Source organism: Arthrobacter sp. lap29, from assembly GCF_032458965.1.
GTDB classification, from domain to species: domain Bacteria; phylum Actinomycetota; class Actinomycetes; order Actinomycetales; family Micrococcaceae; genus Specibacter; species Specibacter psychrochitiniphilus.
In genome coordinates this window covers 70,552-96,844 of sequence record NZ_JAUCEK010000011.1, presented here as the reverse complement: position 1 = coordinate 96,844, position 26,293 = coordinate 70,552, and the positions used below count along the sequence as shown (strand labels likewise).

The 26,293-nt window shown below is 59.7% G+C and carries 25 protein-coding genes, 1 tRNA gene and 2 pseudogenes; 8 read left to right on the top strand and 20 right to left on the bottom strand.

Going from position 1 to position 26,293, the window contains the following annotated elements:
* Positions 1 to 53 precede the first annotated feature (53 nt).
* Complete coding sequence (locus RY113_RS16780) at positions 54 to 1,640, bottom strand: ABC-F family ATP-binding cassette domain-containing protein (protein WP_315915518.1); 1,587 nt, start codon at positions 1,638 to 1,640, stop codon at positions 54 to 56.
* 177 nt (positions 1,641 to 1,817) lie between these two features.
* Between RY113_RS16780 and RY113_RS16775 the strand changes: the two genes are divergently transcribed.
* Together RY113_RS16775 and RY113_RS16770 are read left to right on the top strand one after the other, a co-directional pair.
* On the top strand, positions 1,818 to 2,564 hold the full coding sequence (locus tag RY113_RS16775) for a dienelactone hydrolase family protein (RefSeq protein ID WP_315915517.1): 747 nt from the start codon (positions 1,818 to 1,820) through the stop codon (positions 2,562 to 2,564).
* A 199-nt stretch (positions 2,565 to 2,763) separates the two neighbouring features.
* The gene (locus tag RY113_RS16770) at positions 2,764 to 3,750 is read left to right on the top strand and encodes a diaminopimelate dehydrogenase (RefSeq protein ID WP_110105641.1); all 987 of its coding nucleotides are present in this window, start codon (positions 2,764 to 2,766) and stop codon (positions 3,748 to 3,750) included.
* Positions 3,751 to 3,834: 84 nt separating this feature from the next.
* On the opposite strand, the gene RY113_RS16765 is transcribed toward RY113_RS16770, so the two are convergent.
* From RY113_RS16765 to RY113_RS16755, 3 genes are all read right to left on the bottom strand, one after another.
* Positions 3,835 to 4,164 carry a hypothetical protein gene (locus RY113_RS16765; RefSeq protein ID WP_315915516.1) on the bottom strand — a complete coding sequence of 110 codons (330 nt, stop codon included), beginning with the start codon at positions 4,162 to 4,164 and terminating at the stop codon, positions 3,835 to 3,837.
* 113 nt (positions 4,165 to 4,277) lie between these two features.
* A complete protein-coding gene (locus RY113_RS16760) occupies positions 4,278 to 5,726 on the bottom strand; it encodes a C2 family cysteine protease (RefSeq protein ID WP_315915515.1) in 1,449 nt (482 codons plus the stop codon).
* A gap of 106 nt (positions 5,727 to 5,832) precedes the next feature.
* Positions 5,833 to 9,399 carry an SNF2-related protein gene (locus RY113_RS16755; protein WP_315915514.1) on the bottom strand — a complete coding sequence of 1,189 codons (3,567 nt, stop codon included), beginning with the start codon at positions 9,397 to 9,399 and terminating at the stop codon, positions 5,833 to 5,835.
* Positions 9,400 to 9,767: 368 nt separating this feature from the next.
* Between RY113_RS16755 and RY113_RS16750 the strand changes: the two genes are divergently transcribed.
* Positions 9,768 to 9,950: a hypothetical protein gene (locus RY113_RS16750; RefSeq protein ID WP_315915513.1), complete on the top strand. Its 183-nt coding sequence runs from the start codon at positions 9,768 to 9,770 to the stop codon at positions 9,948 to 9,950.
* Between the two features lie 150 nt (positions 9,951 to 10,100).
* On the opposite strand, the gene RY113_RS16745 is transcribed toward RY113_RS16750, so the two are convergent.
* The 9 genes and pseudogenes from RY113_RS16745 to RY113_RS16705 all read right to left on the bottom strand — a co-directional run bounded on the left by RY113_RS16745 (position 10,101) and on the right by RY113_RS16705 (position 17,928).
* Positions 10,101 to 10,226, bottom strand: coding sequence for a hypothetical protein (locus RY113_RS16745; protein ID WP_315915512.1), 126 nt, complete (start codon positions 10,224 to 10,226; stop codon positions 10,101 to 10,103).
* Between the two features lie 774 nt (positions 10,227 to 11,000).
* A complete protein-coding gene (locus RY113_RS16740; RefSeq protein WP_110105636.1) occupies positions 11,001 to 11,258 on the bottom strand; it encodes an HPr family phosphocarrier protein in 258 nt (85 codons plus the stop codon).
* Positions 11,259 to 11,264: 6 nt separating this feature from the next.
* Complete coding sequence (gene ptsP, locus RY113_RS16735; RefSeq protein WP_315915510.1) at positions 11,265 to 12,965, bottom strand: phosphoenolpyruvate--protein phosphotransferase; 1,701 nt, start codon at positions 12,963 to 12,965, stop codon at positions 11,265 to 11,267.
* Entirely contained in the window at positions 12,962 to 13,843 is an 882-nt protein-coding gene (locus RY113_RS16730; protein WP_110105634.1) for a PRD domain-containing protein, read from the bottom strand. The genes ptsP and RY113_RS16730 overlap by 4 nt, the downstream gene beginning before the upstream one ends.
* A gap of 57 nt (positions 13,844 to 13,900) precedes the next feature.
* On the bottom strand, positions 13,901 to 14,374 hold the full coding sequence (locus tag RY113_RS16725; RefSeq protein WP_110105633.1) for a PTS glucose transporter subunit IIA: 474 nt from the start codon (positions 14,372 to 14,374) through the stop codon (positions 13,901 to 13,903).
* A 36-nt stretch (positions 14,375 to 14,410) separates the two neighbouring features.
* On the bottom strand, positions 14,411 to 15,955 hold the full coding sequence (locus RY113_RS16720) for a PTS transporter subunit EIIC (RefSeq protein WP_110105632.1): 1,545 nt from the start codon (positions 15,953 to 15,955) through the stop codon (positions 14,411 to 14,413).
* A 380-nt stretch (positions 15,956 to 16,335) separates the two neighbouring features.
* A pseudogene (locus RY113_RS16715) lies at positions 16,336 to 16,729 on the bottom strand (glyoxalase).
* Positions 16,730 to 16,783: 54 nt separating this feature from the next.
* On the bottom strand, positions 16,784 to 17,401 hold the full coding sequence (locus tag RY113_RS16710) for a CueP family metal-binding protein (RefSeq protein ID WP_315915507.1): 618 nt from the start codon (positions 17,399 to 17,401) through the stop codon (positions 16,784 to 16,786).
* A 56-nt stretch (positions 17,402 to 17,457) separates the two neighbouring features.
* Positions 17,458 to 17,928 carry a hypothetical protein gene (locus tag RY113_RS16705; RefSeq protein ID WP_315915506.1) on the bottom strand — a complete coding sequence of 157 codons (471 nt, stop codon included), beginning with the start codon at positions 17,926 to 17,928 and terminating at the stop codon, positions 17,458 to 17,460.
* A gap of 116 nt (positions 17,929 to 18,044) precedes the next feature.
* Here RY113_RS16705 and RY113_RS16700 point away from each other — a divergent pair, with 116 nt between their 5' ends.
* Positions 18,045 to 18,851: a hypothetical protein gene (locus RY113_RS16700; RefSeq protein ID WP_315915505.1), complete on the top strand. Its 807-nt coding sequence runs from the start codon at positions 18,045 to 18,047 to the stop codon at positions 18,849 to 18,851.
* A gap of 78 nt (positions 18,852 to 18,929) precedes the next feature.
* Entirely contained in the window at positions 18,930 to 19,529 is a 600-nt protein-coding gene (locus RY113_RS16695; RefSeq protein WP_396334256.1) for a dihydrofolate reductase family protein, read from the top strand.
* A 167-nt stretch (positions 19,530 to 19,696) separates the two neighbouring features.
* On the opposite strand, the gene RY113_RS16690 is transcribed toward RY113_RS16695, so the two are convergent.
* From RY113_RS16690 to galU, 5 genes are all read right to left on the bottom strand, one after another.
* Positions 19,697 to 19,769, bottom strand: a tRNA-Ala gene (locus tag RY113_RS16690).
* Positions 19,770 to 19,945: 176 nt separating this feature from the next.
* Positions 19,946 to 20,731 carry an NAD(P)H-binding protein gene (locus RY113_RS16685; RefSeq protein ID WP_315915502.1) on the bottom strand — a complete coding sequence of 262 codons (786 nt, stop codon included), beginning with the start codon at positions 20,729 to 20,731 and terminating at the stop codon, positions 19,946 to 19,948.
* 99 nt (positions 20,732 to 20,830) lie between these two features.
* Positions 20,831 to 21,634, bottom strand: coding sequence for a hypothetical protein (locus RY113_RS16680; RefSeq protein WP_315915500.1), 804 nt, complete (start codon positions 21,632 to 21,634; stop codon positions 20,831 to 20,833).
* Positions 21,635 to 21,866: 232 nt separating this feature from the next.
* Positions 21,867 to 22,484, bottom strand: a complete 618-nt coding sequence (locus RY113_RS16675; RefSeq protein ID WP_110105626.1) for a GNAT family N-acetyltransferase — start codon at positions 22,482 to 22,484, stop codon at positions 21,867 to 21,869.
* Positions 22,485 to 22,488: 4 nt separating this feature from the next.
* A complete protein-coding gene (galU, locus tag RY113_RS16670; protein ID WP_315915499.1) occupies positions 22,489 to 23,391 on the bottom strand; it encodes a UTP--glucose-1-phosphate uridylyltransferase GalU in 903 nt (300 codons plus the stop codon).
* 198 nt (positions 23,392 to 23,589) lie between these two features.
* Here galU and RY113_RS16665 point away from each other — a divergent pair, with 198 nt between their 5' ends.
* Positions 23,590 to 24,150, top strand: a complete 561-nt coding sequence (locus RY113_RS16665; protein WP_315915498.1) for a 5-formyltetrahydrofolate cyclo-ligase — start codon at positions 23,590 to 23,592, stop codon at positions 24,148 to 24,150.
* Between the two features lie 53 nt (positions 24,151 to 24,203).
* Positions 24,204 to 24,494, top strand: a pseudogene (locus tag RY113_RS16660) (FmdB family zinc ribbon protein); the annotation flags it as partial.
* Positions 24,495 to 24,508: 14 nt separating this feature from the next.
* Here the strand turns inward: RY113_RS16660 and RY113_RS16655 are convergent.
* Positions 24,509 to 24,778, bottom strand: coding sequence for a hypothetical protein (locus RY113_RS16655; RefSeq protein ID WP_315915524.1), 270 nt, complete (start codon positions 24,776 to 24,778; stop codon positions 24,509 to 24,511).
* 104 nt (positions 24,779 to 24,882) lie between these two features.
* Here RY113_RS16655 and RY113_RS16650 point away from each other — a divergent pair, with 104 nt between their 5' ends.
* On the top strand, positions 24,883 to 25,773 hold the full coding sequence (locus RY113_RS16650) for a hypothetical protein (RefSeq protein WP_315915497.1): 891 nt from the start codon (positions 24,883 to 24,885) through the stop codon (positions 25,771 to 25,773).
* Here RY113_RS16650 and RY113_RS16645 read toward each other — a convergent pair.
* The gene (locus tag RY113_RS16645; protein WP_110105622.1) at positions 25,770 to 26,282 is read right to left on the bottom strand and encodes a hypothetical protein; all 513 of its coding nucleotides are present in this window, start codon (positions 26,280 to 26,282) and stop codon (positions 25,770 to 25,772) included. The genes RY113_RS16650 and RY113_RS16645 overlap by 4 nt on opposite strands.
* Positions 26,283 to 26,293 lie beyond the last annotated feature (11 nt).

Genomic DNA, 26,293 nt, shown 5'->3' with positions numbered 1-26,293 from the left:
CGATCCACTGAACGGGAACCCACCCCATGCGCCCGGCAACGAAAACCAGGCGGCTAGCCCATGCGTACGTCAATCTGCCCGGGCGCGTCCGGGTTGAAAACGAGGCGGCGGTTGGCGATCTTCTCAGTGAAGAAGCGGTCGTGACTGACCACCAAAACGGCGCCCGGGAAGTGCAAGAGGGCCCGCTCCATGACCTGAGTGCTGGACATGTCCAGGTGGTTTGTGGGCTCATCGAGCACCAATACCGAGGCGCCGGAGAGCAGGCACTGGGCCATGGCAACGCGGGCGCGCTGACCACCCGAGAGCGCTCCGATCCGCTGCTTCAAATCAGCTTCCGAGAACTGGAACATGGCCAGGAAACGGTTGACGGACTTCTTTGTTGCTGTCAGGGCAAGGCTGTCAGGCATCGCGTTGACCGCGTGCGTGACGGTGTCCTCCGGGTCCAGATCCGCCAGAACCTGGTTGTAGGAGACCAGCCCGCCACCCTTCGCCCAGGTGACATAACCGGCGTCGGCCTCTTCCTCCCCCGTCAGGGCGCGCAGCAGCGTGGACTTGCCCGAACCATTAGCGCCGAGCACCACAATCCGGTTGCCGCGGCGAATCTCAAAACTGAGGTCACTGAACAGCGTCCGCTCGCCATAGGACTTGCTCAGCGACTCCACCCGGCACAGCACATCCTTGACATGCAGGCCGCCGTAAATCTCGGTGATGATCTTGTCCACGGGACGCGGCGCACGTGACTTCTTAATCTTGGACAGCTTGGAATCGAGACCTTTAGACGCCGCCTTGGAGGCCTCGCGGCGGTCAGAAATCCCCTCGGCTTCGAACGCGAGCAGTTCAGATTCGTGCATGAACTGGCTCTCCAGGGTCTTGAGCCGGAACTGTTTGGCCACCACATATTCACTGAAGCTGCCGGGGTATTCGTGCAGATGGAAGTTCTCCACCTCGATGATGCGCGTGACCACGGAGTCCAGGAATTTCCTATCATGTGAGACGATGATGGCCGCGCCTTGGAAGTTCTTAAACCAGCCCTCCAGCCATTCCACGCCGGCCACGTCAAGGTAGTTGGTGGGCTCATCGAGCAGCAGCACATCGGGTGCCTCGAGCAGGATCTTGGCCAGCGCTGCACGGTTACGCCAGCCGCCGGAGAGTTCATCAATGGCGCACACGCGGTGGGCCTCGTTGAAGCCGAGCGTGGTCAGAACTTTGTCAATGGAACGCTGGTAATCCCAGCCATCCAGCCGGTCCATGTCGGCAAAAAGTTCGGACTGGCGGTGGATGAGCCGGTCCATCTCCGTCTCGGACTGATCGACGGCGAGCGCACCATCAATCTCGGCCAGCTGCGCCTCGACCTCTTTAACGTGCGCGAAGACTTCCTCGAGTACCTCCAGGATGGTGGAAGAACCGTTGAGCTCAGAGAATTGCGAAAAATAGCCAATCTTGGTGCCCAGTTCCACGGCGACTGTGCCGGAATCGGGCTCCACCTGGTCCATGACGAGCTTCAGGAGCGTGGACTTGCCGGAACCGTTGCGCCCAATCAGTCCCACCCGGTCCCCTGCCTCGAGCTTGAAGAACGCTTCGCGCAGCACCGCAACCTTGTCAAAGCGCACGGAAACGTCGTTGAGGCGGATCAAGCTCATGGGTGTGGTCCTTTGGTGGTGAGGCGGGGCAGGGAAAACACCCACACCAAGTTTACCGCCAGGCGGGGTGGGTCTGGTGGCCGGTGTGCCGCCCGCGTGCGCATAGGCAACATTGTGGGTGTGCGAAAGTTCCCCAGACCTCTGGAAAGCTGCGCCCGAGCGTGCCAGTGTTGACCTATGGGCACAATGATTGATTTTTCTGCAGCAGGACAGGATTTTCAGGGGTACCGGGCTGAACCATCAGGCCCCGCCCGGGGTGCCGTGGTGGTCATCCACGAGATTTGGGGCTTGGTCCCGCACATCCGCGAGGTCGCCGATCGGTTCGCGGCGGAAGGCTACCTGGCTGTGGCACCGGATCTGATGGGGTTGGCAGGCTTGAATGCGGTACTGCTGGCGGAGCTGGGCGAACGCCGCAAGGATCATAGTGCCCAAGATGAGGTGCAGCCGAAGATCCGGGCCGCCATGGCGCCCTTGAACTCACCAGAAAAGGCCGCGGCCATCACGGCGGGGGTTGCCGCTGTTTTTGAATACTTAGAGGCAACACCTGAGGGTGCAGACCGGACGGCGGCCGTCGGTTTTTGCTTTGGCGGCAGCTACGTATTTGCCTTGGCCATGCAAGAGCCGCGGCTGGCTGCGGCAGTGCCCTTCTACGGCCATGCCTCGTTCGCTGGTGACGAGCTTTACAGCATCACCTGCCCAATACTTGCCTTCTACGGTGAGGAAGATACCGGCTTGATGGGCGCTCTCCCGGAGCTCACCGCAGCCATGGCGGTAGCGGGGGTTGACTTCCGCCCCACCGTATTCCCCGGTGCCGGTCATGCATTCTTCAACGACTCCAACACCTCCATGTACCGCCCCGAAGCAGCTCGGATTGCGTGGGAGAAGACGTTGGGGTTCTTGGAACAGCAGCTCAACGAGGTTTGATTTCCCGGCCGGCACGCCGTTATCCCCCGGCACGCCACTTTCCCCAAGCACTACGCCGGCCCCCGGCACGACGCCGGCACTTGGCTTCCCTGTCCGCCTGCCGGTTCCACTGTGCGCTGGCAAGGCGGTAGGCGGTACCGTTAATGCCAGTGGATGAGGCCGTCAACGCAGAGCGGCCCGAGGACTGGATGGAGAACTCATGAGTGCGCCGATTCGTATTGGAATTGCCGGTTACGGAAACCTAGGTCGCGGGGTTGAGGCAGCCATTGCCAAGAACGCTGACATGGAATTGGTGGGCATCTACACACGCCGCAACCCCTCAGATCTGGTGCCGTTGAATGCCGGTGCTCCCGTGTTTTCCATGGACGACTTAGGCGGGCACGGGGACCACGTTGACGTATTGATCCTGTGTGGCGGCTCCAAGTCTGACCTCCCTCAGCAGGGCCCGGAACTGGCTGCCCTGTTCAACACGGTGGACAGCTTTGACACGCACGCGCGCATCCCTGAGCACTTCGCCGCGGTGGACGCCCCCGCCTTGGCGAACAAGAAGACCGCGCTGATCTCCGCAGGCTGGGATCCGGGCATGTTCTCCATCAACCGCGTCTACGGCGAGGCGTTGCTGCCCGACGGCGAAACGTACACCTTCTGGGGTCGCGGCCTGAGTCAGGGACATTCGGACGCCATCCGCCGTGTGGCTGGCGTTTCCGGCGGCGTCCAGTACACCATCCCGTCTGAGGCCGCCATTGAAGAGGTCCGTAGCGGCTCACGCCCGGTTTTGACCACGCGCCAGAAGCACACCCGCGAATGCTTTGTGGTGTTGGCAAATGGCGCCTCCGAGGATGCCGTGCGCGCTGAGATCGTGGGCATGGAACACTACTTTGACCAGTACGATACCACTGTCAACTTCATCACCGCTGATGAGCTGGCCCGTGACCACGCAGCCATGCCGCACGGCGGTTTTGTAATTCGCAGCGGCAACACTACGGATGAGCACGCCCAGGTCATTGAGTACTCCCTCGCCTTGGAAAGCAACCCGGAGTTCACCTCCAGCGTGTTGGTTGCTTACGCCCGCGCCGTGCACCGCATGAGCCAGGCCGGCCAGTTCGGCGCCAAGACGGTCTTCGATGTGGCACCCGGTCTGCTCTCCCCCAAGTCCGCCGCCGAGCTACGCGCCGAACTGCTCTAAGCAGCAGCCTGAATTACTGAAGTACGACGGCGGTTGCCGCACCTTGGATGTAAAAGGGTGCGGCAACCGCCGTCGCCCCTTTCATTAGTCTGTCGGTTCGGCCTGAGCAAGTAGATCAAATTGGGTATTGCCGGGGCAGATAGAGGTAATTTTCAGGGTGTATCCGCGAAACGTCAGTTCGTCCCCGAGTGCCAGATCCTTGAAAGTTTCATCCGTTGAGGGCTTGGGTTCATTGGCCCACACCATGAGGCTGACGGTGGGCACCTTCGCGTTCACTTTCGTGCCGACCAGGCCAATCTTTGGAGTATAGCCGGCTCCAAGAGTGGACGCGGGAAGCGCTGGCACCGGACCCACTGCGGACGTTGCGAGCGTGTAGTGTCCTTCACCGGTGCAGCCGTCATTGCTTGCTGTCATGGAAGATTCCTTTACCTTTATTGTTGGATCAGCCGCAGAACCCGTGGAGCATGCCACTAAGCTCAGGCATGCAGCCAGTACTGCCGTGGCCAGAAAACGCCGGTGTTGAACCATCATGGCGCCACAATACTTGCATTACCGAACATTTCCTCAAATTGTTTGGGGCTCATGTGCACCTTCGGCCTGTCTGGGCCCCAGGGATTCTGCAAAATAATGTTGCCCTCCGCATCCATTCCGTCAACAAAGAAGGCATGGCCGGCAACGTATCCGTCGGGAGCGCCGTCGGGTAACTCGGACTTGGTTGTCACAATTGCAGGCTGCCCATTCTCCACAGCAGACCACAACTGCTGGGATGAAGTGATGGTGGAAATATCATCTCCGCTTAGATACGACAGTGCATCCTTGCCGTAGTTTCCTTCAATAGCCCGGTATTCGCCCGGCCCGTAAATCTTGTCCTTGACTCCGTGGCTGTTGGTGCCATCATTGCTGTCATCTTCGCCATAGACCTGCACCAAGGCCTTCTCAACGTACGCGGGCCAATTCCCGTTGACCCCTGGCTGGGCCCCCTTCTGCGCTCCGCCGTCCGCGGCTGGAAGATCATTGGTAACGCTCACCCATTGGGGATTGCCGTTCTTGTCATACAGCTGGACTGAAACAGTGCCGTTGCCGTTGTCCACCACATGATCCCGGACCCAGTTTGGGTCCCTATCCACTATTGTCCCAAGTCCGGCCATAACAACACAGTCGCCATAACCGCCTTGGCTGATATCATCCTTGCCCGGATGAGCGCCCACTACGGGCCCGGAGGGATTCATCCACTCATTTGAATCATCGCTGTTAGCACCGCCTGGGCGTGCAGCATCACCTTGAGCAACAGCGTTTGGCTGGACCCACGGAATTTGTTCCTTAATCCGGGCAACTTGTTCGGGTGACGCTTTGGACAGGATCTTCTCCAGCAGCATTTGACGTTCAAACGGAGTTGTTCCTTCCCAGTTGAAGATACCCTTGCCGTCCTTGGCAAGCGCCTGGCCCAGGGCGTTAAGGTCCTGGTCAGAGAGGCTCGCAAGCAACTGATCCAGTTCTGCGGGGGTCAGTTCATCGAGTGCCTTGCGCAGCTTTTCAATGTCTGCATCGTTACCTCGGAAAATATTATCGGTATCCGCCGCCTTATCCACCAATCCCTTCAAGTCCGCCAACGCCTGCTCGCTGAGATCGGCACTGCCCCTGTCCGGATACCGCGAACTTGAGTGATCCGGGGACGTTGCGCCACCTAGGGACGTAATGTCTGCAGCCAGGCTGGTGCGTTCTTGTTCATCCGCCTGCACCCGAAGTTCCCTGCTCGTGGTGAGAAGTCCTTGAACCACTTTTGCCAGCGTGGGACGGTTCCTACCGTGCCATTGGCTGGTGAACCGCTGGGCATCAGGGCCTTGCCAGCCACGATTCTGCACAATCAGTTGTGTGAGCTTTTTGCTCACCAGGTCCAGATCATCTGCCGCAGAAGAGATGTCTTTAGCAAAACCACGTAGCTCGCCTACGTCGGAACCAAGGAATTGCGCCACCACTGCCTCGCTGACTTTAGACTGAGCTATCTTGCTTCTGAGGCTACATCCCCCGATCTAGTCCTGCCATGGAGAGAGCTCCCCATGGTGGCCTTCCTGTCCTCGGCCGCTACGCGTCAAAGAGTCCCCGCACGTCCTCGGAGGTAATGGCGGAGGAGAACATGGAATCATCATCCATGACGGAAGTGAACAGTTTTGCCTTCTTTTCCTTCAACGCCATGACCTTCTCCTCGATGGTGTCCTTGGCAACCAGACGGTACACCATGACGTTTTTTGTCTGCCCAATCCTGTGGGTGCGGTCCACGGCCTGGTTCTCGGTGGCCGGGTTCCACCACGGATCCAGCAGGAAGCAATAGTCCGCTTCCGTCAGGTTTAGACCAAAGCCTCCCGATTTCAGGCTGATCAAAAAAACCGGCGCCGTCCCGGACTTGAACCCCTCGATCACCTCACCGCGCTTGCGGGTCTTCCCATCCAGATAGGCGTACTCAATCCCCGCCGCATCCAAACGCTCCCTGGCCTTGCCCAAAAATGAGGTGAATTGGCTAAAAATCAGTGCCCGGTGCCCCTCAGCCACCACGTCCTCGAGTTGTTCAAACAACACATCGAGCTTGCTGGACGGGGCACTGGCATACTTCGGATCCACCAACGAGGCATCCAGGCTGAGCATCCGCAACGTGGTGAGAGATTTAAAAATCGCGAAGCGGTTCTTGTCCATGTCCCCCAGCAGGCCCATGACTTTTTGACGTTCAAGCTGCAGATGGCGCTGGTAAATGACCCGGTGCCGGGGCGCGAGTTCCAGTTCCAGAACCTGTTCCTGCTTGGCCGGCAACTCTTTGGCAACGGCGTCCTTGGTGCGCCGCATGATCAGTGGCCGGATGCGGCGCCGCAATTGCGCAAGCCGCTGCGCGTCCCCGTCCTTCTCCACCGGCTTGCGGTAGTAGTCGGCAAAATGGGTGGGCGAGGGGAACAGCCCCGGGGCGGTGATGGCGAAAAGTGACCACAGCTCCATTAGGTTGTTTTCCATGGGCGTGCCGGTAATCGCCAGCTTGAAAGGGGCAGGGAAAGTGCGCGCCAACTGGTTTGCCTTAGTGAGGTGGTTCTTCGCAAACTGGGCCTCATCAAGGATCAGCCCCGCCCACGCTTGGCTCGCGTACGCCTCGTTGTCCAGGCGGAAGAGTGCATAGGAGGTAATTACGACGTCGGCCCCGCTCACCAATGCTGCGGCATCGCTGCCGCTCTTGCGCAGGGTATCGGTGACGGCCGTAGTGGTCAGGCTGGGCGCGAAACGGCGGGCTTCGGCCTCCCAATTGGACACTACCGAGGTAGGTGCAACAACGAGGAACGGCAGCGAGTTCCCGTGGGGCGCCGTTGCTTTGGCATGGGTGATCAGAGCCAGGGTCTGCAGTGTTTTGCCCAGCCCCATGTCATCGGCCAAAACCCCACCCAAGCCATGCTCATGCAGGAACACCAGCCAGCTGAATCCTTCCTGCTGGTAGGGGCGCAGTGAGGCATGAAGTGTTGCCGGGACCGGAACTGCGGCAACCTCCTGCAGTTCAAGCAGCCCGGAAACGGACTTCTCCCACGCCTGCGCCTGCTCAGCCGTGGTGGCCAGTTCCTTAAGTTCTTCCCACAGCCCGCCCTGGTAGCGGCTGATCTTTAAGGACTCCCCGGGTTCTTGCAGGCTCCGGGCTTCCTCGATCAGCCGGCGCAGCTGCTCAAATTCGGGCTGGTCCAGTGAAAAATAGTGCCCACTGGGCAGCATCAGGTGCTCTTCCTCCGAAGCCAGCGCCAAGAACAACTCGCCGAACGGAATATCCGCCCCGCCCAAGGCGACGGTGACACCCAAATCAAACCAGTCGCCGTCGCCCGTTGCACGGGTGCTAATGCCAATCTGCGGGGTCCCCGTCAGCTCCTTATAGTCCGGCGCCGAACCGGTAGTGTCCACGCGTACCTGCTCGAGGCCGGCCAGGGCGGGCAGCGCCTCGGTGCTGAATCTGGCCGCGGCAACATCCTTCAGATGCACCGGCTCGTTGCTGCCCGGATGCATGCTGGGTGGGTGCGGAAAGGATTCCCTGGTGGCTGCGGGGAAATCGACGAGCGCCTCCACCACATTCTGGAGCAGCCGGGTCTCGAACGCATCATCACGTTGACCGGTGCCGTCGTGAACCATGGGGTATCTGGTGGTCGCTTGGCCAACAACGTATTCCCAGTGCCAGTGCAACTCCACAGCGGGCCCGGTTGCTTTGGCGGACTGACTGGCAGGCTGGGTGGCGCCCTTGCGCCTCCGGTCCGGTTTAGTGGCCGGAACCGGCGAAATATGAACGGCTGTCAGGACAAGTTCCGGGTCCCGTATTTCCGGCAGTCCTGTGCTGCCGTCATGAGAACGCAGGTCCATGCTGTGGCGCAGCTGCGGGTAGTAGTTGGTGAGGAAGCGCTCCCGGGCGGCTGCGGGGATGTCCACCGGGGACCTACCCTCGATCAGCAACTTCAGCGCTTCCCCCACGGCTCCTTTGACCGGCGCGAAATGGATATTGCGCTGGGTGAGGGCGGTTTTTTCGTTTCCGCCGGTCCACCAGAAGATGCCATGAACGGGTGTTCCGAGGGTGCCCATCATGGCCGTGTCAAGCACGGTTCCGTTGATGTTTGCATGGGCGGCCAGGCGGATACCGCCGTCATCCGTGGAGATGACCTCCGTGCTCACGTCAACCTCCGCGGCCCACGTGACGGTGGTGGACTTTCGCGACGTGAGAAAGTCCAGACCAATTTCACGGGCCTGGGCCAGCAAGTTCCAGAACAGGGGCGAATTGTAGTCATCCAGACACATCCACTTGCCAGTGCCATAACCGGTTCTGGTGGTTTTAAAGAGGGAGTCAAAGACCTGCAGCCACTTCTTGTGCTCCGGATTCAAACCACCCATGTAATAAAACTGGTGCATGGAGTCCCAGGCGAGCTTGCCCACAACCCACTTGTTTGCCTCGTTGCGCATGACGGGGCGCACCCCGAGCCGTACACGCGGCTTCTGCTCGGTTTTGACGCGGCCGGTTTTTGACTTCTTCCGCGACGAGCTCCGGGCTGCGTAGGGATCCACCGGTTCTTCGAGCAACTCAAATTGCAGCGCCAGAGGACTTGTGGTTTCCCCAGCACCCACGGCCTGCATCCGGCCCCAATACGAGGGCGCAGCCACCACTGGTGGGTGGAGAATCGCTTCAAGCTTTTGTTCCCAAAGCGCTGGCTGGACAGGAACCGGCTTCTTTGTTTTGGGCATGAGCGCTTGGACCTTGCCGGTCTGCTCGGTGGCAGGCTTCTTCGTGGCGATTCGCTTGGCGGCGGGAGCGATTGCCGTGCCGGGTAGCCCCGCAGGATCGGTTTCTTCCAGCATGAAGTTGCTGGAAAACACCAAGGCCGCCACGTGCTTACAATTCCAGCCCACCGGGCAGCTGCACGCGCCTCCGGTGAGGACGGCACCCTTGGGCTCATCCGCAAAGGAAGCACTAGTGGTGTAGGTCTCTCCCCGGCTTCCGCTGACTCGGCACTGTAATTGGAGCCGTTCTTCAACCCACGCAATGTTGTGAACATAGCCATTGCTGGAGTAGTCAAGCCCGCGGTGCACTGCCGCCGGTCCAACAAGGTCCCTGAGGGCCGCATACTCCACATAGGGGATAAGGGAAAGATCCATAACCTCCACAATAGTCAGTTCCCCTGACGCTTTTGGGCCGGGCCGGCTACCTTGACCACTTCGCTGGGCACCGTGGCAGGGCCCGTGGCAGGGCGCCAAGTGACCGGATGGATGCGCCGCATGCTATCTTTTACGTAATCTGAATCACCTTTGAGGTTACGGACTTATTCCAGTCCCATCTGCATCCGGGAAAAGTTCCATCGGCGGGCCTACCCGCAACGAAAGGCCACTGAGGTGACGGCAACGAATAAGTTCCTCACCGCTGCGGTGCTAACCGCCGGTCTCACCCTTTCCCCTGTGCACCGAGCACAACTCCGGGCACCGAGACGCAAAGCAGCGACAGCCCTGCAGCGGTAAACATCGGCATTTTGCACTCCAAGACAGGACCCCTTTCCGTCCACGGTGACGCCAACTACGAGGGCCTGCAGGCTGGTCTGAACTACGCCATCAAGGGGAGCAACAGGGTAGGCGAGACCGCCTTGAACATCGCCTACCACGACGACGGCGGGGATCCCGACCAGGCTGACTGTTGCCAAGGAATTCATCGGTAAGGATTACAGGATCCTCGCCGGGACCGCTTCCTTCGGCATTGCGTTGAAACTTGTTGGGCAGGCCGAGCAGAACAAGGTCCTGTACATTTCCGGCCCCGCAGCCACTGACGCGGTCACCGGCGCCAACAAGTACACCTTCCGCTCGGGCCATCAGTCCATGCAGGACGTGGCCACGGCAACCTCACCGCGGTCAAGGCGGTCCTGGGCGCCAATGCAATCCATGAGGCGCCCGACTCCGAAGACACGTTTGGGCACAACATTTGTTGTGGCGCCCAAGGAGATGGCTGCCTGCGCGGCCGGCAGGGAGTATCACAGTGGATCCGAAGTTCGCGGCATATGGAGGGCAGCCACCTTCAGGGATGTGGCCTTTTGTAGTGGGTCCAGACTTGGTGGCGGGCACGGACTTGGTGGCCGATGCGGATTTTGTGGCGAGCGCGGAACCGGAAGCCCATAAAAATGGTGCCCCGACCTCCGGTACCGAGCTGATCTGCGGGCCCGGCGATGGGGTTTGTGGCGGGCGTGGCCCAGTGCCGGGTACCAAAACTTGGCAATCTCCGGGCTAAACAAGGGTGAGCTCTACCCGGTGTGAGATCTAGGTGCTAGTTCATCTCTGCGAAGACCTCAGCGCAGTCGGTGGGCCGCCATTGTATTCAAAGATGACGTTCTCTTCATCCATCAAGAAACTGAGGGTTACACGGCAGTTCAACGATTGCCTGAAGTACAGCTAACACCGCGACCCCCTGACCTCTGGCGAAGAGCGGAGTTGCAAGCGTTTGATGCGTCTGCGCCTGGCATGGAGTTGGTTCCATAACTAGCCCTCCCAAGCCAGATCATAGAGATCCCTGCCTTATCTGCACTTTGCCATAGCTTCCAGAAGCAATGGTAAGACTGCTTCGTTGCGTACTCCACCACATATTCCGTACCGAGCGGTAGCGCCTCAGGGACTCCCCATTTCTGGTTTGACTCAAAGCTGCGCCCCGTCAAATCACGTCCTGCGCGGAAGCTACTACACCCCCGGTCTGCAGACCGGGGGTGTAGTGGTGAACGGTTTTAGGAATCCAGATCTTTGGCAATAAGTGCTGCGATTTCGGCAACCGCGTCAGCGTTCTCCGACTCAACGTCCACTGACATGCCGAAATCCGCGCCGAGTGTCATGATCATCAGCGCGGAGGTGGCTTCCACCGGGTCTTCGCCGTCAATGCTGAGCAGGATCTCCTCATCGTAGGCACCTGCCGCCGTCGCGATGACGGCTGCGGGGCGGGCGTGCAGGCCCACGGATGATCCAACGGTGACTGTTTGCTTGGCCATAATTTCTTACTCCTTGGATTTGCTATGGATGGTTGGTGAAAGCATCTCGCGGGCCGTTGCCCTGGCCTGCTCAGTGGTGGTGGTGCGCAGGACGGCTTCGGCAGCTTCTTGGCACTGGGACAGTGTTACCTCGCCCAGCTGGATGCCTACACCGGCAAGTGCTGCCGGGGCCATGGACAGGCTGCTCACACCCAGGCCGATCAGGATGCAGGCGAGCAGTGGGTCGGCCGCCGCCTCCCCGCACACGCCCACAGGCTTTTGGCTGCGGATTCCGGCGGCGGCGCTCAAGCTGATCAGCGCCAGCACGGCTGGCTGCCAAGGATCTGTCAGTGCTGCCAGGGAGGGTGCCATCCGGTCCGCCGCCATGGTGTACTGCGTCAGATCGTTGGTGCCAATGGAGAAGAAGTCCACCTCTGCCATGAAGGCATCTGCCAGCAGCGCCACGGAGGGCACCTCCACCATGATCCCGGGCGAGAGCTTGCGTGCCCGGCATGCTGTAGCAAAGTTCCGCGCCTCATCGAGGGTGGCAACCATGGGTGCCATGACTTTGGCGCCGGCAATACCTTGCTGCTCGGCGGCCAGCGCTAGAGCGTCAAGTTGGCGCTCTATGATTCCGGGCTCCACGTTGCCGAGCCGGATGCCACGCACACCCAAGGCAGGATTTTCTTCATCCGGGTGCGAGACAAAGGGCACCGGCTTATCCGATCCGGCGTCGAGCGTGCGGAAAACAACTTTCTGTCCCGGGAAGGCAGCCAGCACTTCGCCGTAAATACTGGCCTGCTCGGTCACCGAGGGTTCACTTTGGGCGGAGAGGAAACACAGTTCAGTGCGGAATAGCCCCACGCCTTGGGCGGGATATCCGGCCGCGATGCGTGCACCGGCACCATCTTGAACATTAGCCAGTATTTCGATTGCTGTTCCATCCTTGGTCCGCCCCGGACCTCGCCAGGACTGGATGGCGAGCCGGCGTTCGGCATCGGCCAAAACCTTGCTCTCCGACTCGGCCGGCACGGTCCCCCGTTCCACTGTCCCTGCGAAACCATCAAGGAGCACCACCGAACCGTCCACAATATCTGCCAGGTTTGCGGCAGCAACAATGCAGGGGATGCCCAGCTGCCGGGCAATGATGGCGGTGTGGCTGGTGGGCCCGCCTAATCTGGTGGCAATGCCCCGGATCAGGGCAGGGTCAAGTGTTGCCGTATCCGCCGGGGCAAGATCATCTGCCAAGAGGATGATGGGGCTCGCCGGAGTGGGAACTCCAGGTTCTGGCAGGCCCAGCAGTTCAGAGACCACGCGGTTGCGGATATCACCTAGATCAGCAACCCGCTCCGCCATGAGCCCGCCCAACTTCTCAAACTTGACGATGAACGCGCCTACCGCGGCGACGGTGGCAGCCTCCGCCGTGGAACCGGCAGCGATCATCTTCAGCGTGGCTCGCTGCAGACCGCGGTCACCAGCCAGCGCTGCGGTGGCGCTGAGGACTTCGGCAGCCGCTCCAGAAACCGTGGCTGCCCGCTGGAACAAACGTGCCGCCACCATCTCGGCAGCAGCTTTCCACCGCTCTGCCTCGGCATCCCGGACGTCCTCCACGAGTAAGGCTTCATACTTGGAGGCCAGCTCGGGTTCGGGATTCACCCACTGTGCCGGAGCGTAGGCGAGCCCTGACACAACACCGGTTCCGGTGATGGCGCTAGCGTTGTCAATCATGGTGAGTTCTCCGTTTTAAGCATTTCGACGTAGAGCCGGCTCGTGTGCAGTGCCAGATAAGAAACTTCGTCCGCTCCGAGGTGCCGGTTCAGGGCTTCTCCAATGAGCTCGGCCACCTCAAGCGCTGCTTCAGCGGCTTCCGGGTAGGCCTGCCGCACCGACTCAAAAACATCCACCCCTAGTACGGCTGAGGTGGTGGCTTTGGCCGAGCGGGCAAAGAGGAAACGCAGGTGGGTGACAAAGCGAGCGGCACTGTGTGCGTTTTCATCAATGTTGCTCTGCCACCGCACGGATAGCAGGGTGAAAACCTTGGCGATGGTCTCGGTCATGGAAACTGTCTTGGAAAAGTCGGACGTGGACCACTGCTGGTTGACGAAGTGGAGGGCGAACGCCACCCACTCTTCATCTTGGAGTTGGACACCGAGCTGCTCCTTGATCAGGGCAACAACCCGCCGGCCAAGATTGCCCTCTGCCGGGTAAAGCTGTGCCACTTCCCAGCGGAGCGGGAAGTCAACTTTGATCCCTTCACGGGCGCGCTGCACAGCGAAACCCATGTGATCGAGGATGGGCACCAGCAATGACAGCCGGGGCTCAAGCCTCAGCTCTGCCTGGACCATCGCCATGATTTCCCGCGCCACTTCAATTTGTTCCAGCGGCGCGTCTCCGAGAACGCCAGCGCCATGGCTGGCGGCGAAGCTGCCGTCGGGCACAAATCGTTGATCAGCCGCTTCAACATCTACAGTTTCCCCCTGGCGGTGGTTGAACCCAATGCCCTTGCCCACCAGCACCATCTCGCTGCCATCAGGGAGCCCGGCCAGCAACACGTTGTTGTTGTAAACCCTCTTGATAGTGGCGGATTCACCCGGCTTCAGTTCCATGATGCTGCGATTCCGGCCATCTCCAACTCGCAGCCAGTTCCCGTGCGGGGCAACATGCTACTTTTTCCGAACCGTGAGCACCGGAGCGCTGTTGTCCGCACCGATTTCAGTCTCCGCAATGGCAAAGGCCGTGCCGTTGGTCAGCAGGACAGGGGTGACCATGGAGGGAACCAATGCGCTCATCTGTGCCAGATCGCAGCTGATGATCAGATCACCCTTCTGGACACGATCACCCTTGACTCGGTGCCCGGTGAATCCTTGGCCCTTGAGCTTCACGGTATCCATGCCAATGTGGACCAAAATTTCGGCGCCGGCATCTGTGCGCACGGCAAAGGCGTGGAGGGTTTTGGCCACCAAGATCAACTCGCCGTCTACAGGGCTGCGGAAGGAACCTTCGGACGGTTCGACGGCGAATCCCGCACCAACGGCGCCGCTGGCAAATACTGGATCGGGAACGTCGGCAAGCGCCATCACGGTACCCTCTGCAGGGGAGAAAATCTGCTCGCCCTTTTTCTTGAACATTTTCAGCATGTGAATGACTCCTTGCATGGTTGGGAGGCCAGGATATTAGTCGTCAAGGCCAAGACTCTCATTAATTGCGTTCTTGTAAAGGATGGCTTTCCCGCCGTACACGGCTTGTACGCCGCCGCTGACTTCAAAGACGCCCGTTGCGCCAAGTTTGCGCAGCTTCTCCTTGTCCACCTGGGCGGGGTCCTTGACGGAAACCCGCAGGCGGGTGATGCAGGCATCAACCTCTTCTAAGTTCTCGGCCCCACCCAAAGCAATCAGGATCTGTGCAGCTTCCTGCTGAATGGGAGTACCTGCTGCCATTCCACCGGCCATGGCAGGAACCAGCTCTTTTTCATCCGCCGTGGCGTCGTCGTCGTTCCCGAGGGTGTCTTCCAGGTGGCCGGGTGTGCCGAACTTGAACTTCTTGATCATGAATTTGAACGTGAAGTAGTAGAGGAAGAACCACACCACGCCCACGGGGATGAGCAGGATCCAGTTGGTGCGGTCATTGCCTTGGAAGACGCCAAAGAGCAGGAAGTCGATCAGGCCACCGGAGAAGGTGTTACCGATGCTGATGTTGAGCAGGTCCGCAATCAGGAACGAGAGCCCGTCAAAGATGGCGTGGACCACGTACAGGACCGGGGCCACAAACAAGAACATGAATTCAATGGGTTCGGTGATGCCGGTGACAAAGGAGGTCAAGGCAACGGAGGCGAACAAGCCCATGTACTTGGCGCGGCGGCCCTTGGGGATGCAGTGCCACATGGCAAGGCAGGCGCCGGGCAGGCCAAACATCATGGTGGCAAAGCGGCCTGCGAAGAAGCGGGTCCCTTCGGTGAACAAGCCAACATGGTTAGGGTCAGCGAGCTGGGCGAAGAAGATCTTCTGTGCACCAACCACCTGAACACCATTGACAAGCTCAGTGCCGCCCAGGGGTGTGTACCAGAACATGGGGTAGATCATGTGGTGCAGTCCGGCGGCACCGCTCAGGCGCAGCAGTGTGCCGTACAAGAAGGTGCCAAAGGCGCCCATCCCGGCAATTCCGGTGCCGGCGCTGACCAGTGCCATTTGGACTGGCGGCCAGATAAGGAAGAACAGGGCCCCTACAAAGATGGCGGCAAAGGCCGTCACAATAGGGACAAAGCGGGAACCGCCAAAGAAGCCAAGCACGGCCGGAAGCTGAATGTTATGGAAGCGGTTATGCAGAACAACTGCCGCGCCACCCACCACCAAGGCGCCAACAACACCGGTGTCAATGGCTGGGGCGTCAGGGGTAAAGATATCCAACAGTGACTTGATGGTGGCCACCATGACCAGGTACCCAACCACGCCGGCAAGGGCTGCGGTGCCCTTGTCTCGCTTGGCCAGACCAATACACAGGCCAACGGCGAGCAGGATCGCCAGGTTGTCAAAGACGGTGGCACCGGCTGCAGACATCACACCGAAGATGCCCTGCAGAACGTTGTTGTCCAGGAACGGGTACGCGGCCACCGTGGTGGGGTTGGACAGTGCCCCGCCAATACCCAGCAGCAGACCAGCTGCCGGAAGAATGGCGACCGGCAGCATAAATGCCTTGCCGATCTTTGAAAGTTGCTTGAACACTACAATTCCCTTCGCTCTAGGCTTGACGACGTCGTCGAAGCCAGCATCTGAGCCGAGGAGAACCGAATTTTTCCAAAAAGGACGCACATGTTGCGGGGCGGGCGGCAATGGCGGCGCCCTCACAGGGCGAAGTCACGGATGATTCCTCGGGCAAAGACAGACGGATCGCCCCTTACATATGGATGTATGAGGCGTGGCGTCCCAGGTTATTGCCGAAAGTTACAATCCCGATGACAACCGTTAAAAGTAACGGCTTGGTAATGCTACATGATGTGAGCGCAGTGAAAGAAACTTATAGGCCCGGATCACAGCCGCAGTCTTCCAGAGATTCCCTGCCCGGGCGTGCAGAGGGCACTTCTGCGCCATAACGCGGGTTAGAGTCAGCCGTTGGACCGGCTGGCCATGGATTGCACGGCCCACTTGTTGCCGTCGGGATCGGCGAAGTAAACAAAGCTGCCCCAGGTGTGGACGTCCACACCGGTGACGTCCACACCGGTGGCGCCCACACCGGTGGCGGCGAACTGGGCATGAGCAGCTTCAATATTTGCCACCACCATTTGCAGCTTTGGTGCGGAGCACGGAGCAGCATTGGTGAGCCCCTCCCCTAGGCAGATGGAACACGCCAAGCCAGGTGGGGTCAGCTGAACAAAACGAAATCCGCATCCGGGGCGCTCGTCATAGTCAGCGTTGAAGTTCACCTTATTCACATAAAAAATACTTGGCCCTATCCACGTCAGAGGCCGGCGCAAACACAAGTTCCAGTTTCCAGTCCATGGAAGGATGTTATGCCCACGGTTGGGTGCGTGAACAGGGCCAGGAATCTCTTTATTAGCTCAGTTGCGTGGTGGTGACGCAGGTGGGGTCGTCAGCGTTTTTAGTGGACAGCACCTGCGTGGCGCTCTTGCCGCCCTGGTTCAAGGTCAAGGTAGCGTCGATTCCTCGCGGCAGCCACAACCCCAAAAAGCCGTTGTCATAGGTGTGCAGCGCTTCCTTGATGAGGACCTCACCGGTGGCATCATTCGTGACGGTGACTTCCACCTCCTGGTTCGCCAACTCGCCCAGACAGGTGGTGAGGCTATGGAAATGACATTCGTGCGTTTGGCTCACATACGGGGCCACGGAAACGTAGAATTCGTTGGCTGGCATGGGCAGGGTAGCTTCACGATTTGCGGCATCACGCAGCGTCAATGCTTCTGGCCGGATTGACGCCATCAGCTCGCTGGAACGCTCAGCCACAGGCAGGGTGTCCAGTTCGGTGATGACGTCCTTGGCGCTCTTGCCTTCAAAGCCGAGCTCAGCAATGAGTTCTGTGGCAGCGCTCGGTGGGGCGCTGACAGCCGAAGGTGTGGGTGCCGGGGTGGAACATCCTGCCAACAACAGCATTGAAGCTGCAGCCATGGCGATAGCTCCGGAAAGGGAGGCACGGCGGGTAATTTTCTGATTCATGAGTGTTCCTTGTTGATCAATGAAGAGGTGTCAGTAGGGCGCAAGAGCTCTACCCCTCAGCATCGATTGATGCAAAGGAAATTCAGAGAAGGGGTACTGGGCCGGGGAAGGCCATGCACGTGCGGAGGTGGTCCGGCGCGCGGCGCTTGCCGGAGGCGGCCGGTCAGGATTCCGGGCAGGAGCAGCAGGAAAGCAAGAACCACGGCGGCAACGCAACTGACGGTCATCGAAAGCGCCCCGGATGGACAATTGGCACACATGGCATCCGGGGCAATGAAAACTCCGGTGTCAGCGGCTGCACTCATCACGGCAGGGCCCGCTCCGTGCATGCTGGAGGAGTCCGCCGTCGTGCCGTGAAAAGGTGTGGCGTGAAAAGGTGTGGCTTGAAATGCGGCGGGGGCGCTCCTGTGGACGCCGTGCATGGCCAGCAGCCCGAGGATCAGCATCAGGGCAATGAGGCTGCCACGCAGAAGAGGGGAACCGGCCACTGACCACGTCTCGCGTCGGGTCAATGCAAGGGCCTCCATAGAAGCAAGTCTACTGAGCCACCAAGCACAGGACTAAAGCGCACCGGCGGAGGGGTTGACGGGCGGTGCACACCAGCTGTGAGTCACGTCACTATGGCCGGTGCTATGGTGAGCACATGCTGGATAACGGCACCTCCCCCCTGGCAGAGCGGAAGGTTCGCTTGCGCAAGGCTTCGAACATTTGCCTGCTCGTAGCAGCGGGGATATTTTTCTGCTCTGCCGCACTGCAATGCGCCGCCTCACTCCAGCGCTGGGTTATTTTTAGCGGCTCCTTGGGGTCCGATGACCTCTCAGTTGAGGACCACGTCTATGACTACTATTTCCCCTGGTACGACTGGGTAGCCATTGGTACGGCAGCCCAGCTTTTAGGGGTGGGCCTCCTCATTCAGGCCGTCGGTATTCTCGTCATGACACTAGGAGTCCTACTGCTGGGAGTCCTGCCACAAAGGAACGCGGCAGCGGGCGGAAGTGCCGCGACGGCGCCCAACGGGACCGGCAAAGTGATTGCCGCAGTCTTCGCCGCCACGCTCGTCGCAGCGGAGGTGATGGTAGTCCTTGTGGTGGCTGGAATTTTCACCTTCATGGGAACTCATGCTCTCCTCTCCGGTATGGCAGGCATTGCTTCCCCGCTGTATCAATGGCTCGACTTGGCGTGGCTGCCTGGTTTAGGGCTGATTATTTTGGCAGTACGGTGGTTGCGCCGTGCGCCAGCTGCTTCAGCCGCCGCCCTGTTCCTGATTGGTTCAAGTATGGTTGGCTATCTCATCGCCACGTATCTGATTGCGCCTATGATTGCGGGCCAATCTCATGACACGGCGCGGTGGACCGAGACTGTTGTGGCCGCATCAACGGCTGCCGCGGCGCTCATGCTGGTAATCGCCGCCAGAAAGCTGGGCCGAGAGCGAGTTGACCCTCCCGCTTGACTCAATCCCGCGCCCTACTACAGTGATTTCAGATGGAAGCACCCTAGTTTTTGTCAGGAGAAGTTGTCAGGAGAAGTGATGACTGTTCGCGCAGATTTGAATATTTCCTTGGATGGATACGCCACCACCACCGACCAAACCCTGAAAAATCCCTTTGGCATTGACTGGGGCCGGCTTGTCCAGGCGTACACGGCGACCCGGACGTTCCGCCAGCGGGTGCTGCACGATGAGAGCGGCGGCGGCACAACCGGCGTCGACGACCGTTATGCAGAGGCTTATTTCGAGGGGATTGGCGCTGAGATCATGGGCGCCGGAATGTTTGGCTTGCACAACTTCCCGGACGATCCCAAGTGGCAAGGCTGGTGGGGTGAGGAGCCACCGTTCAGGGCACCGGTGTTTATACTCACGCACTCGCAGCGGCCATCGCTGGAAATGCTGGGAGGAACCACCTTCACCTTCATTTCAGCCACGCCCGCCGAGGCCTTGGCTATGGCACAAGGCGCTGCAGGAGGAAAGGACGTGCGGATTGGCGGTGGGGCTAGCGTTGTAGGCGATTTCCTCAAGGCCGGCCTGATTGATCGGCTCCACGTAGGCATCACCCCCATCCTGCTGGGCCGTGGCCGTGCGGCATTGACCTCCGCCAAGTCGCCGCCTCCGTGGCTCCGCCGAAGAATATAACAGCGCCGCGCCCACTGCATACTCAAGTGGGTTGGGCGCTTCTCTGCGTCGCGCACGGGAGTCTTTGCGGTACGTTTGCGGTGCGCCGCATTTTTTGCTCCCCTATTTGCGGCATGAAAAAGCACCTCTGACTGGCGTTTAGCCTAGTCAGATAGCTTCTCTATGGGTGGAGCTAAGGAGATTCGAACTCCTGACCTCTTCGATGCGAACGAAGCGCGCTACCAACTGCGCCATAGCCCCTGGCAAGTTCCACAAGCACGCGGATCCCGTCATTTTCCAGAATAAACCCATAATGTTGCTGGAGACAAAATCGCCATTAGCCCGCATGGGAATCGCAGGGATTCGCGCATTGTGGACACAGCACGGAACGAACCTAAGAGCCAGGCTCCAAAGTCTTCGCCGCAGGCCTGCCAGATTCAGCCGGCCGCGTGGCCAGCCAACCATTCACGGAACTCCACGGCCCCAGCAACATCGTCAGGGATCAAGTTTCGCCCTGCCCGCAGGAACGCGCCGAAGGAACCCGGCAGCGGTAACTGTGAGATAACTGCTTTGCTGCCGGTGACGCTTTTCCAGATTTGGGCCATCTCATGCATAGTTTGGACATCTGGTCCCCCTGCACGGACACTCACTTTTTCCTGGCCGCCACGCCCCGCTTCCGCCACCAAAACAGCCGCCACGTCCGCCGTCGAAATTGCTTGGAAACAGACTCCCCTGAAAGCAGGGATGATTCCCATTCTGGAAGCCGCCGAGAAAATCCCTGCCACCAAGTTATGGAATTGGGTAGCCTCAACCACGGTTGTGGGCATCTCTGATTTTTCGTAGCTGAGGGCCCGCGCCGCCTGCACCTGATAATAACTCATGGCACATTCACGCGCGTTGATAATCGTCAGCAGCACGCAACGCCGTATCCCTGCCCGAGCGGCAGAGTCGAGAACCGCAACCGACATCCCCGGCAGCGCCTTCAACGCCGCCCCGGAGCGGGCGTCCATGGTTTCAATGATGACCTCCACCCCGTCCAAGGCTTCTGCCACTCCAACGCCTGAGCGAAAGTCCGCGCGAACATAGTCCGCCCCCGCCACCTGCTGATCAGCTGGGGGTATGTGTCTACTCAGGGAACGTACCTTGTGCCCGGCAACAATGGCCTCGGCCACCACCGCCCGGCCGGCGAGCCCGGTTCCTCCTGCCACAGCCAAATTCACCATGCTGCTCACAGTACGCCCCCGGGGTTAAAACAGAACAGCGTTAAAGCAGAACAGCCAAATCCAAAGGATTCGGCTGTTCTGCTTTAACTAGGTTCAGTGTTAAGCGCGTCTGCGCTGAAGCACGTCATCTAGGTTGTTCAAGGCGTACTGACTGCGTTCACCCGGTGCAGGGGCGGCCTTTGCGCCAACCTCATCCTCGTTGAGCGGAACATCCGGAACTACCGCAACACCCTCGCGCCCGGTAGCCGTGCCCACTCCGGCTTGATCGGCCTTGATGGAGGTTCCGGCAGACTTTGGCGCTTCCGGAAGATTTAGCGGCTTCTCCAGGCTCAGCGCCCGGGCAGCGCTGACATAGCCAGGCACAGGAACTTCAACGGGCTCCCAGGTCTCCGTTTCCAGCTCCCCTTCCGCCAATGTCTGCGTGTGCGCCAGCTTGGCATCGGCGCTGCCCTTGGCTGCCACGCGCATCGCTGCGGCCCGCAATTCTTCAGCAGTAAGCGGCTTTTGCGCCGGAGCAGGCGGCGCACCTTCGGCACCATCAAAAAGAGTTGTTTCTCGGGGTTCCGGGACCGGCGAAGCGGTCTCCTCGAACTCCGCCGAAGCTATGGCCCGTGCCGCATTCCGGGCATTCCTACGGGCAGTCTGATCCCTAACAGCAAGAGAACGCAGGGTTACGATCACGCCAGCAAAAACGGCCAGTGACGTCCAGGCAAATACGGAAGAGCCGAGGGAAAAAACTGTCAACGCCCCAGAAATGCCTGCCGTCACAAGAGCCACCAGGCCAAGACAGGCAAAAAGTGTTCGGCCCCAGCGGATCTGCAGGGGATTCCCAGCTGCCGAGGGCACGGCGGTTGAAGGTTCCGGCTCCACGTGGGTGTGGGCGTCGGAAGTAATGCTTTCCATTGACGTCTCCTGCAACTGCTGGATTGGTGTGGACCAGTTGTGCGTGCCCGGCCACATTTCAACCCTAAAGGGGAAACAGAACGCTCCCAGCATTACTGCCGGTGTGTCGCTCGCCAAGGCAGAAAAACTGACATTTCTTACATTATGTGAACGCCCCGGCTTCACAAGAGAGGCCATATTTCATACTTGCGCACTTTGCACGCTAGGCCAACTCAGGCTGACTCAGGCCAGCTCAGGGGAACTGGGACATCCATCTGGCAAGAATTCCCTCGGGAACTTCCTCGTCCGTCAACGCAAAGCTCCGATGATCCGCCCATTTGCCATTGATGTGCAGGTAGCGGGGACGCAAACCTTCATCTCTGAAGCCCAATTTCTCCACAACACGCAAACTCGCGGCGTTCTCCGGACGAATGTTGATTTCCATCCGGTGCAGCCCCATCACCTTAAAGCAGTGGTCGGTGGCCATGGCAACAGCTGTCGGCGCAATGCCCCGGCCTGCCCGGCCCTGATCCACCCAATAGCCCAAGGTGGCTGACAGTGCAGATCCCCACACAATGGAGGAAACGGTCAATTGCCCAACAATTGCTGGTTTCGGCGTGCCTGGCTGCCGCTCCGTGATGATAAATGGCAGCGCCGATCCCTGCCGCGCCTGTTGGTTCAGGACGCGGACCATTCCCGCATAGGTGGGAAGCTGGTCCGGCCCTGCGGGGCTGCTTGCTTCCCAAGGTTCCAGCCACGCAGCGTTGCGTGTGCGTACCCGTGTCCACTCACGTTGATCACGAATCTTGATGGGGCGCAGGATCAAATCGCCGCATTCCAAAGTCACCGGCCAGATGGCCTGCCCCCACACGCAGTTATGCCTTGAGTTCGGCGGTGAATTCGCCCAACCATTCGCGTAGATCCTCGCCCAGATCTTCGCTTTCGCAGGCCAGCGTCACAACAGCCTTCAAGTAGCTGAGCTTATCTCCCGTGTCGTAGCGGCGGCCGCGGAACACCACACCGTAGACCCCGCCGCCTTCGCCCTCCATAGTTGCCAGGGTTTGGAGTGCATCGGTCAGCTGAATTTCATTGCCGCGTCCGGGTGCCGTGTGTTCAAGGACTTCAAATACTGCCGGGTGCAGCACATAGCGGCCAATGACGGCCAGGTTGGACGGGGCTTCCTCTAGAGAGGGCTTCTCCACCAGATGGTTGACCCGAACATAGTTCTCCCCCTCGATCACTGTCATATCGGCACAGCCATAGGAAGAAATCTTCTCCGCAGGAACTTCAATCAACGCCACCACGGAGCCGCCGGTACGTTCCTGAACTTCGATCATGGTGGTCAGCAGTTCATCGCGCTCATCGATCAAGTCATCACCGAGCAGAACCGCAAACGGCTCATTGCCCACGTGAGTCTTGGCGCGCAACACTGCGTGCCCCAGACCCTTGGGGTCACCCTGGCGGACATAGTGAATTTCGCCGAGGTCGGTGGCATGCTGGACCGCCGCGAGACGTTCGCGATCGCCCTTTTCCTCCAGCAGTTGCTCGGTGACCGGAACCCGGTCAAAGTGGTCTTCCAAGGCGCGCTTGTTGCGCCCTGTAATCATCAAAACATCGGTCAGTCCGGCGTTCACAGCTTCCTGAACCACGTATTGAATGGCAGGCTTGTCAACAACAGGCAACATTTCCTTAGGCATGGCCTTGGTCGCGGGCAGGAATCGGGTCCCCAAACCAGCTGCTGGAATTACCGCTTTACGTACATGCTGTGCAGAAGTCATGCCCCAAGAGTAACCGAACTCCGCAGAATTCCCCCGCTATTGTAATCTGGACATCATTTCCCCCGCACTGATTGGAGCGCAGTGGCCCTCCCGAGCAAAGTTTCCTTGCGCGCCCGCCTTAGAGCACGACGCCGAGCGGGCACCAATTCCGCCGTAGGCCCCGAAACGGTGGGTTCAGACGGCGCCCACCTGGCAAGAGTGACTCTGGAATGGCTCGCCGCCTTGAACGGCAGCCATCCCGGCATGATTGTTCTTGCCTATATATCAACAGCTCACGAGCCCCCCACTGCGGAGCTTCTGCGGGCTTGCACTGCGGCAGGCTACAAGGTTCATGTACCAGTGTGCGAACCCGATTTTCAGCTCAGTTGGGTCCGGTGGGACCCCCAGTCCGAACTCGTCAGGAGCACCCTCGCCCCCGTTATGGAGCCGTGCGGCCCCCGCGCCTCCTACGAGGAACTCGCAGGCGACTCTTCGGCGGCACCTTCTGGGGCGCCAGCTTCGGCAGGTGCCGGGGCGCAGGTCCTGGCAATCATTGTTCCGGCGTTGGCGGTAGATGCAACAGGTGCACGTCTGGGCCAAGGCGGCGGCTACTACGACAGGTTACTGGCCCGTTCCCCCGGAGTCCCGCTGGCTGCAGTGATCTATGACAATGAATTCCTGCCCGCCGGAGATCTCCCACACAACAGCCTCGATATGCCCGTCAACTATGCGTTGACTCCCTCAGCCTGGATTCCCCTTGGCCGAGCAGCAATTCTCTAAGCCCGCAGCTACTGCCCGAGTCAGCTAGTTAGGCCCAACCACGAGGTACAGCAATGACGCCCTCCTCTAATGTTTCCCACAGGCAACGCTCCCCACAAGGCATTGTGACTGCCGGTGATAGAATTAGTGTTAGGGACCGTGGATTGCCAGCCGAATCGCTGTCAATTACAAGGTCCTTAAGCATGCATCCAGGAGGAACTTCAGTGCCCACGTACGCTTACGCCTGCAAAGATTGCGGCCACGCTTTTGACATCCAGCAGACCTTTTCCGAGGACTCCCTGAGTGTCTGCCCCGAATGCCGCGGCACGCTGCGCAAAAAGTTCAACTCTGTGGGCGTGGTTTTCAAGGGATCAGGTTTCTACCGTACTGATTCCCGCAGCACCTCAAGTTCCGTGCCTGCCGCCGCTTCTGCAACAACCGGATCCAGTGCCGGCTCAGCTGGCTCAGAATCTGCTTCCTCAGGCTCGGCAAGCGCTCCCAGTAGCCCGTCCAAGACTCCTGTTGCTGCCAGCTCTGGCAGCTCGACCAGCTGAGACTCGCTGCCAATCCGCGCACTGGTTGAACCCGGGCTAACCTCACTGCGGGTGAAACCCAGGCTAGAATCCTGCCAAAAAATTCTCTGCCCCAAGTACTAGAACTGCTACTTCCCTCACAGGTGCAACCGCGGTTGAGTTCTCCACAATCCCGTTAGCGCACCTTTTTTAGTGCCCTGGGAATCCCTACCGTGGACTCATGAAGACAGCCCGGTCTCCCTCAAAAGCAATGTCCTTCCCAGGCCCTTCGTGGCAGTGGAATAGCTGGGCGAATCACTCCTCACGGCCCACTGCTTTTGCGAGGCTGCTGCGGGTTGCCAAGCGCCGCAAACGGCTACTGGCAGCACTACTTTTATGCTTGGCTGCTGCGTTGAGCGTGCAACTACTGACCCCCTCCGCAGCAGCAACTGACCAGGTTCTTCTGGCATCGCGGGATCTACCTGCGGGACACACTCTTGGTCGCGCCGATGTAGTGCCGGCAGCCGTGGCACACGCCATGGTGCCAGACGGGGCGTTTTCGCCGGACCTGGCCGGGCCCCCGAGCCCCAGTAAGACCACAGGGCTGCCACAGGAACGGCCACAAGCTCCAGCGCAGTATCCGGCGCAGACTCTAACTCAGGATTCGCGCCAGAGTGTATGGCAGGGCCGCCAACTCTCTGGCCCTGTACGGCGGGGCGAAGTCCTGACAGATGCCTCGCTGCTGGGCAATGAACTCCTCATAGGCTCACCTCCGGGGACGGCAGCTGTCCCCTTGCGGGTCAGCGATCCCTCAACGCTTGCCTTGTTGAGCCAGGGCCAATTAGTGACGGTGGTGCTCAGCCGCTCCGAAGCATTGGACGGACCCGTGCGCAACGAGGTACTAGCCGCGGCTGTCCCTGTTCTTTGGATACCAGATTCGGCCCCGGCAAACACGCTTCTGGCTACCCAGAACGTTGAGGGCTTGGTAGTTGTGGCGGCTTCCGCTGACCAGGCTCTGCAACTTGCGGGCGCCAGCGGCTACGGCAAGGTATTTTTGATCATCGTTCCACAAGACGCCCCCACGCCAGTGCTCAAAATGCCCATCAAAGAGCCTAGCAAAGGGCGCGGCTAGGAGCGGGACGCTTTCACCTGGGCGAAGAACCTACTGGATTCAGGCAAATAGCACAGGGATACTGCCACGCCACCCAAAACCACCTGGGCCAAGGTAGTAAACCCTTCCGGGTAGCTGACGCCCACCAGCTGTATGAGTGTCAGCGCTACGAGGACCCCACTAGCAGAGCGTGCCCACGTTCTGCCACGGGTCAGGTAAAAGCTGAAAAATACATAAGCACCGGCTGTCACCAGCCCCGCCAGGACCACTGTGAGCACACCCATGTTTTGGTAGGCTTCGATGCTGGGCGTCTTGCCGGCCATCGCAGCAATCTGCTCTTCCAGAGCTGCCCGTCTATCAGGTGAGGCAGCATGTATCAGGGCAAAAACGCTTGCAACAATCTGCATGATCGCGGCAAGCCAGAGGAGCCTGGCAGCCGCTGTAACTAATCGTGGTGTTACGGGCCTGCGGGTTCCGGGCTTGTCCTGGCGAAAGGCATTCAGGCCGGGGATTTTTGGCGGCGTGGCCATAGTGGTCCTAA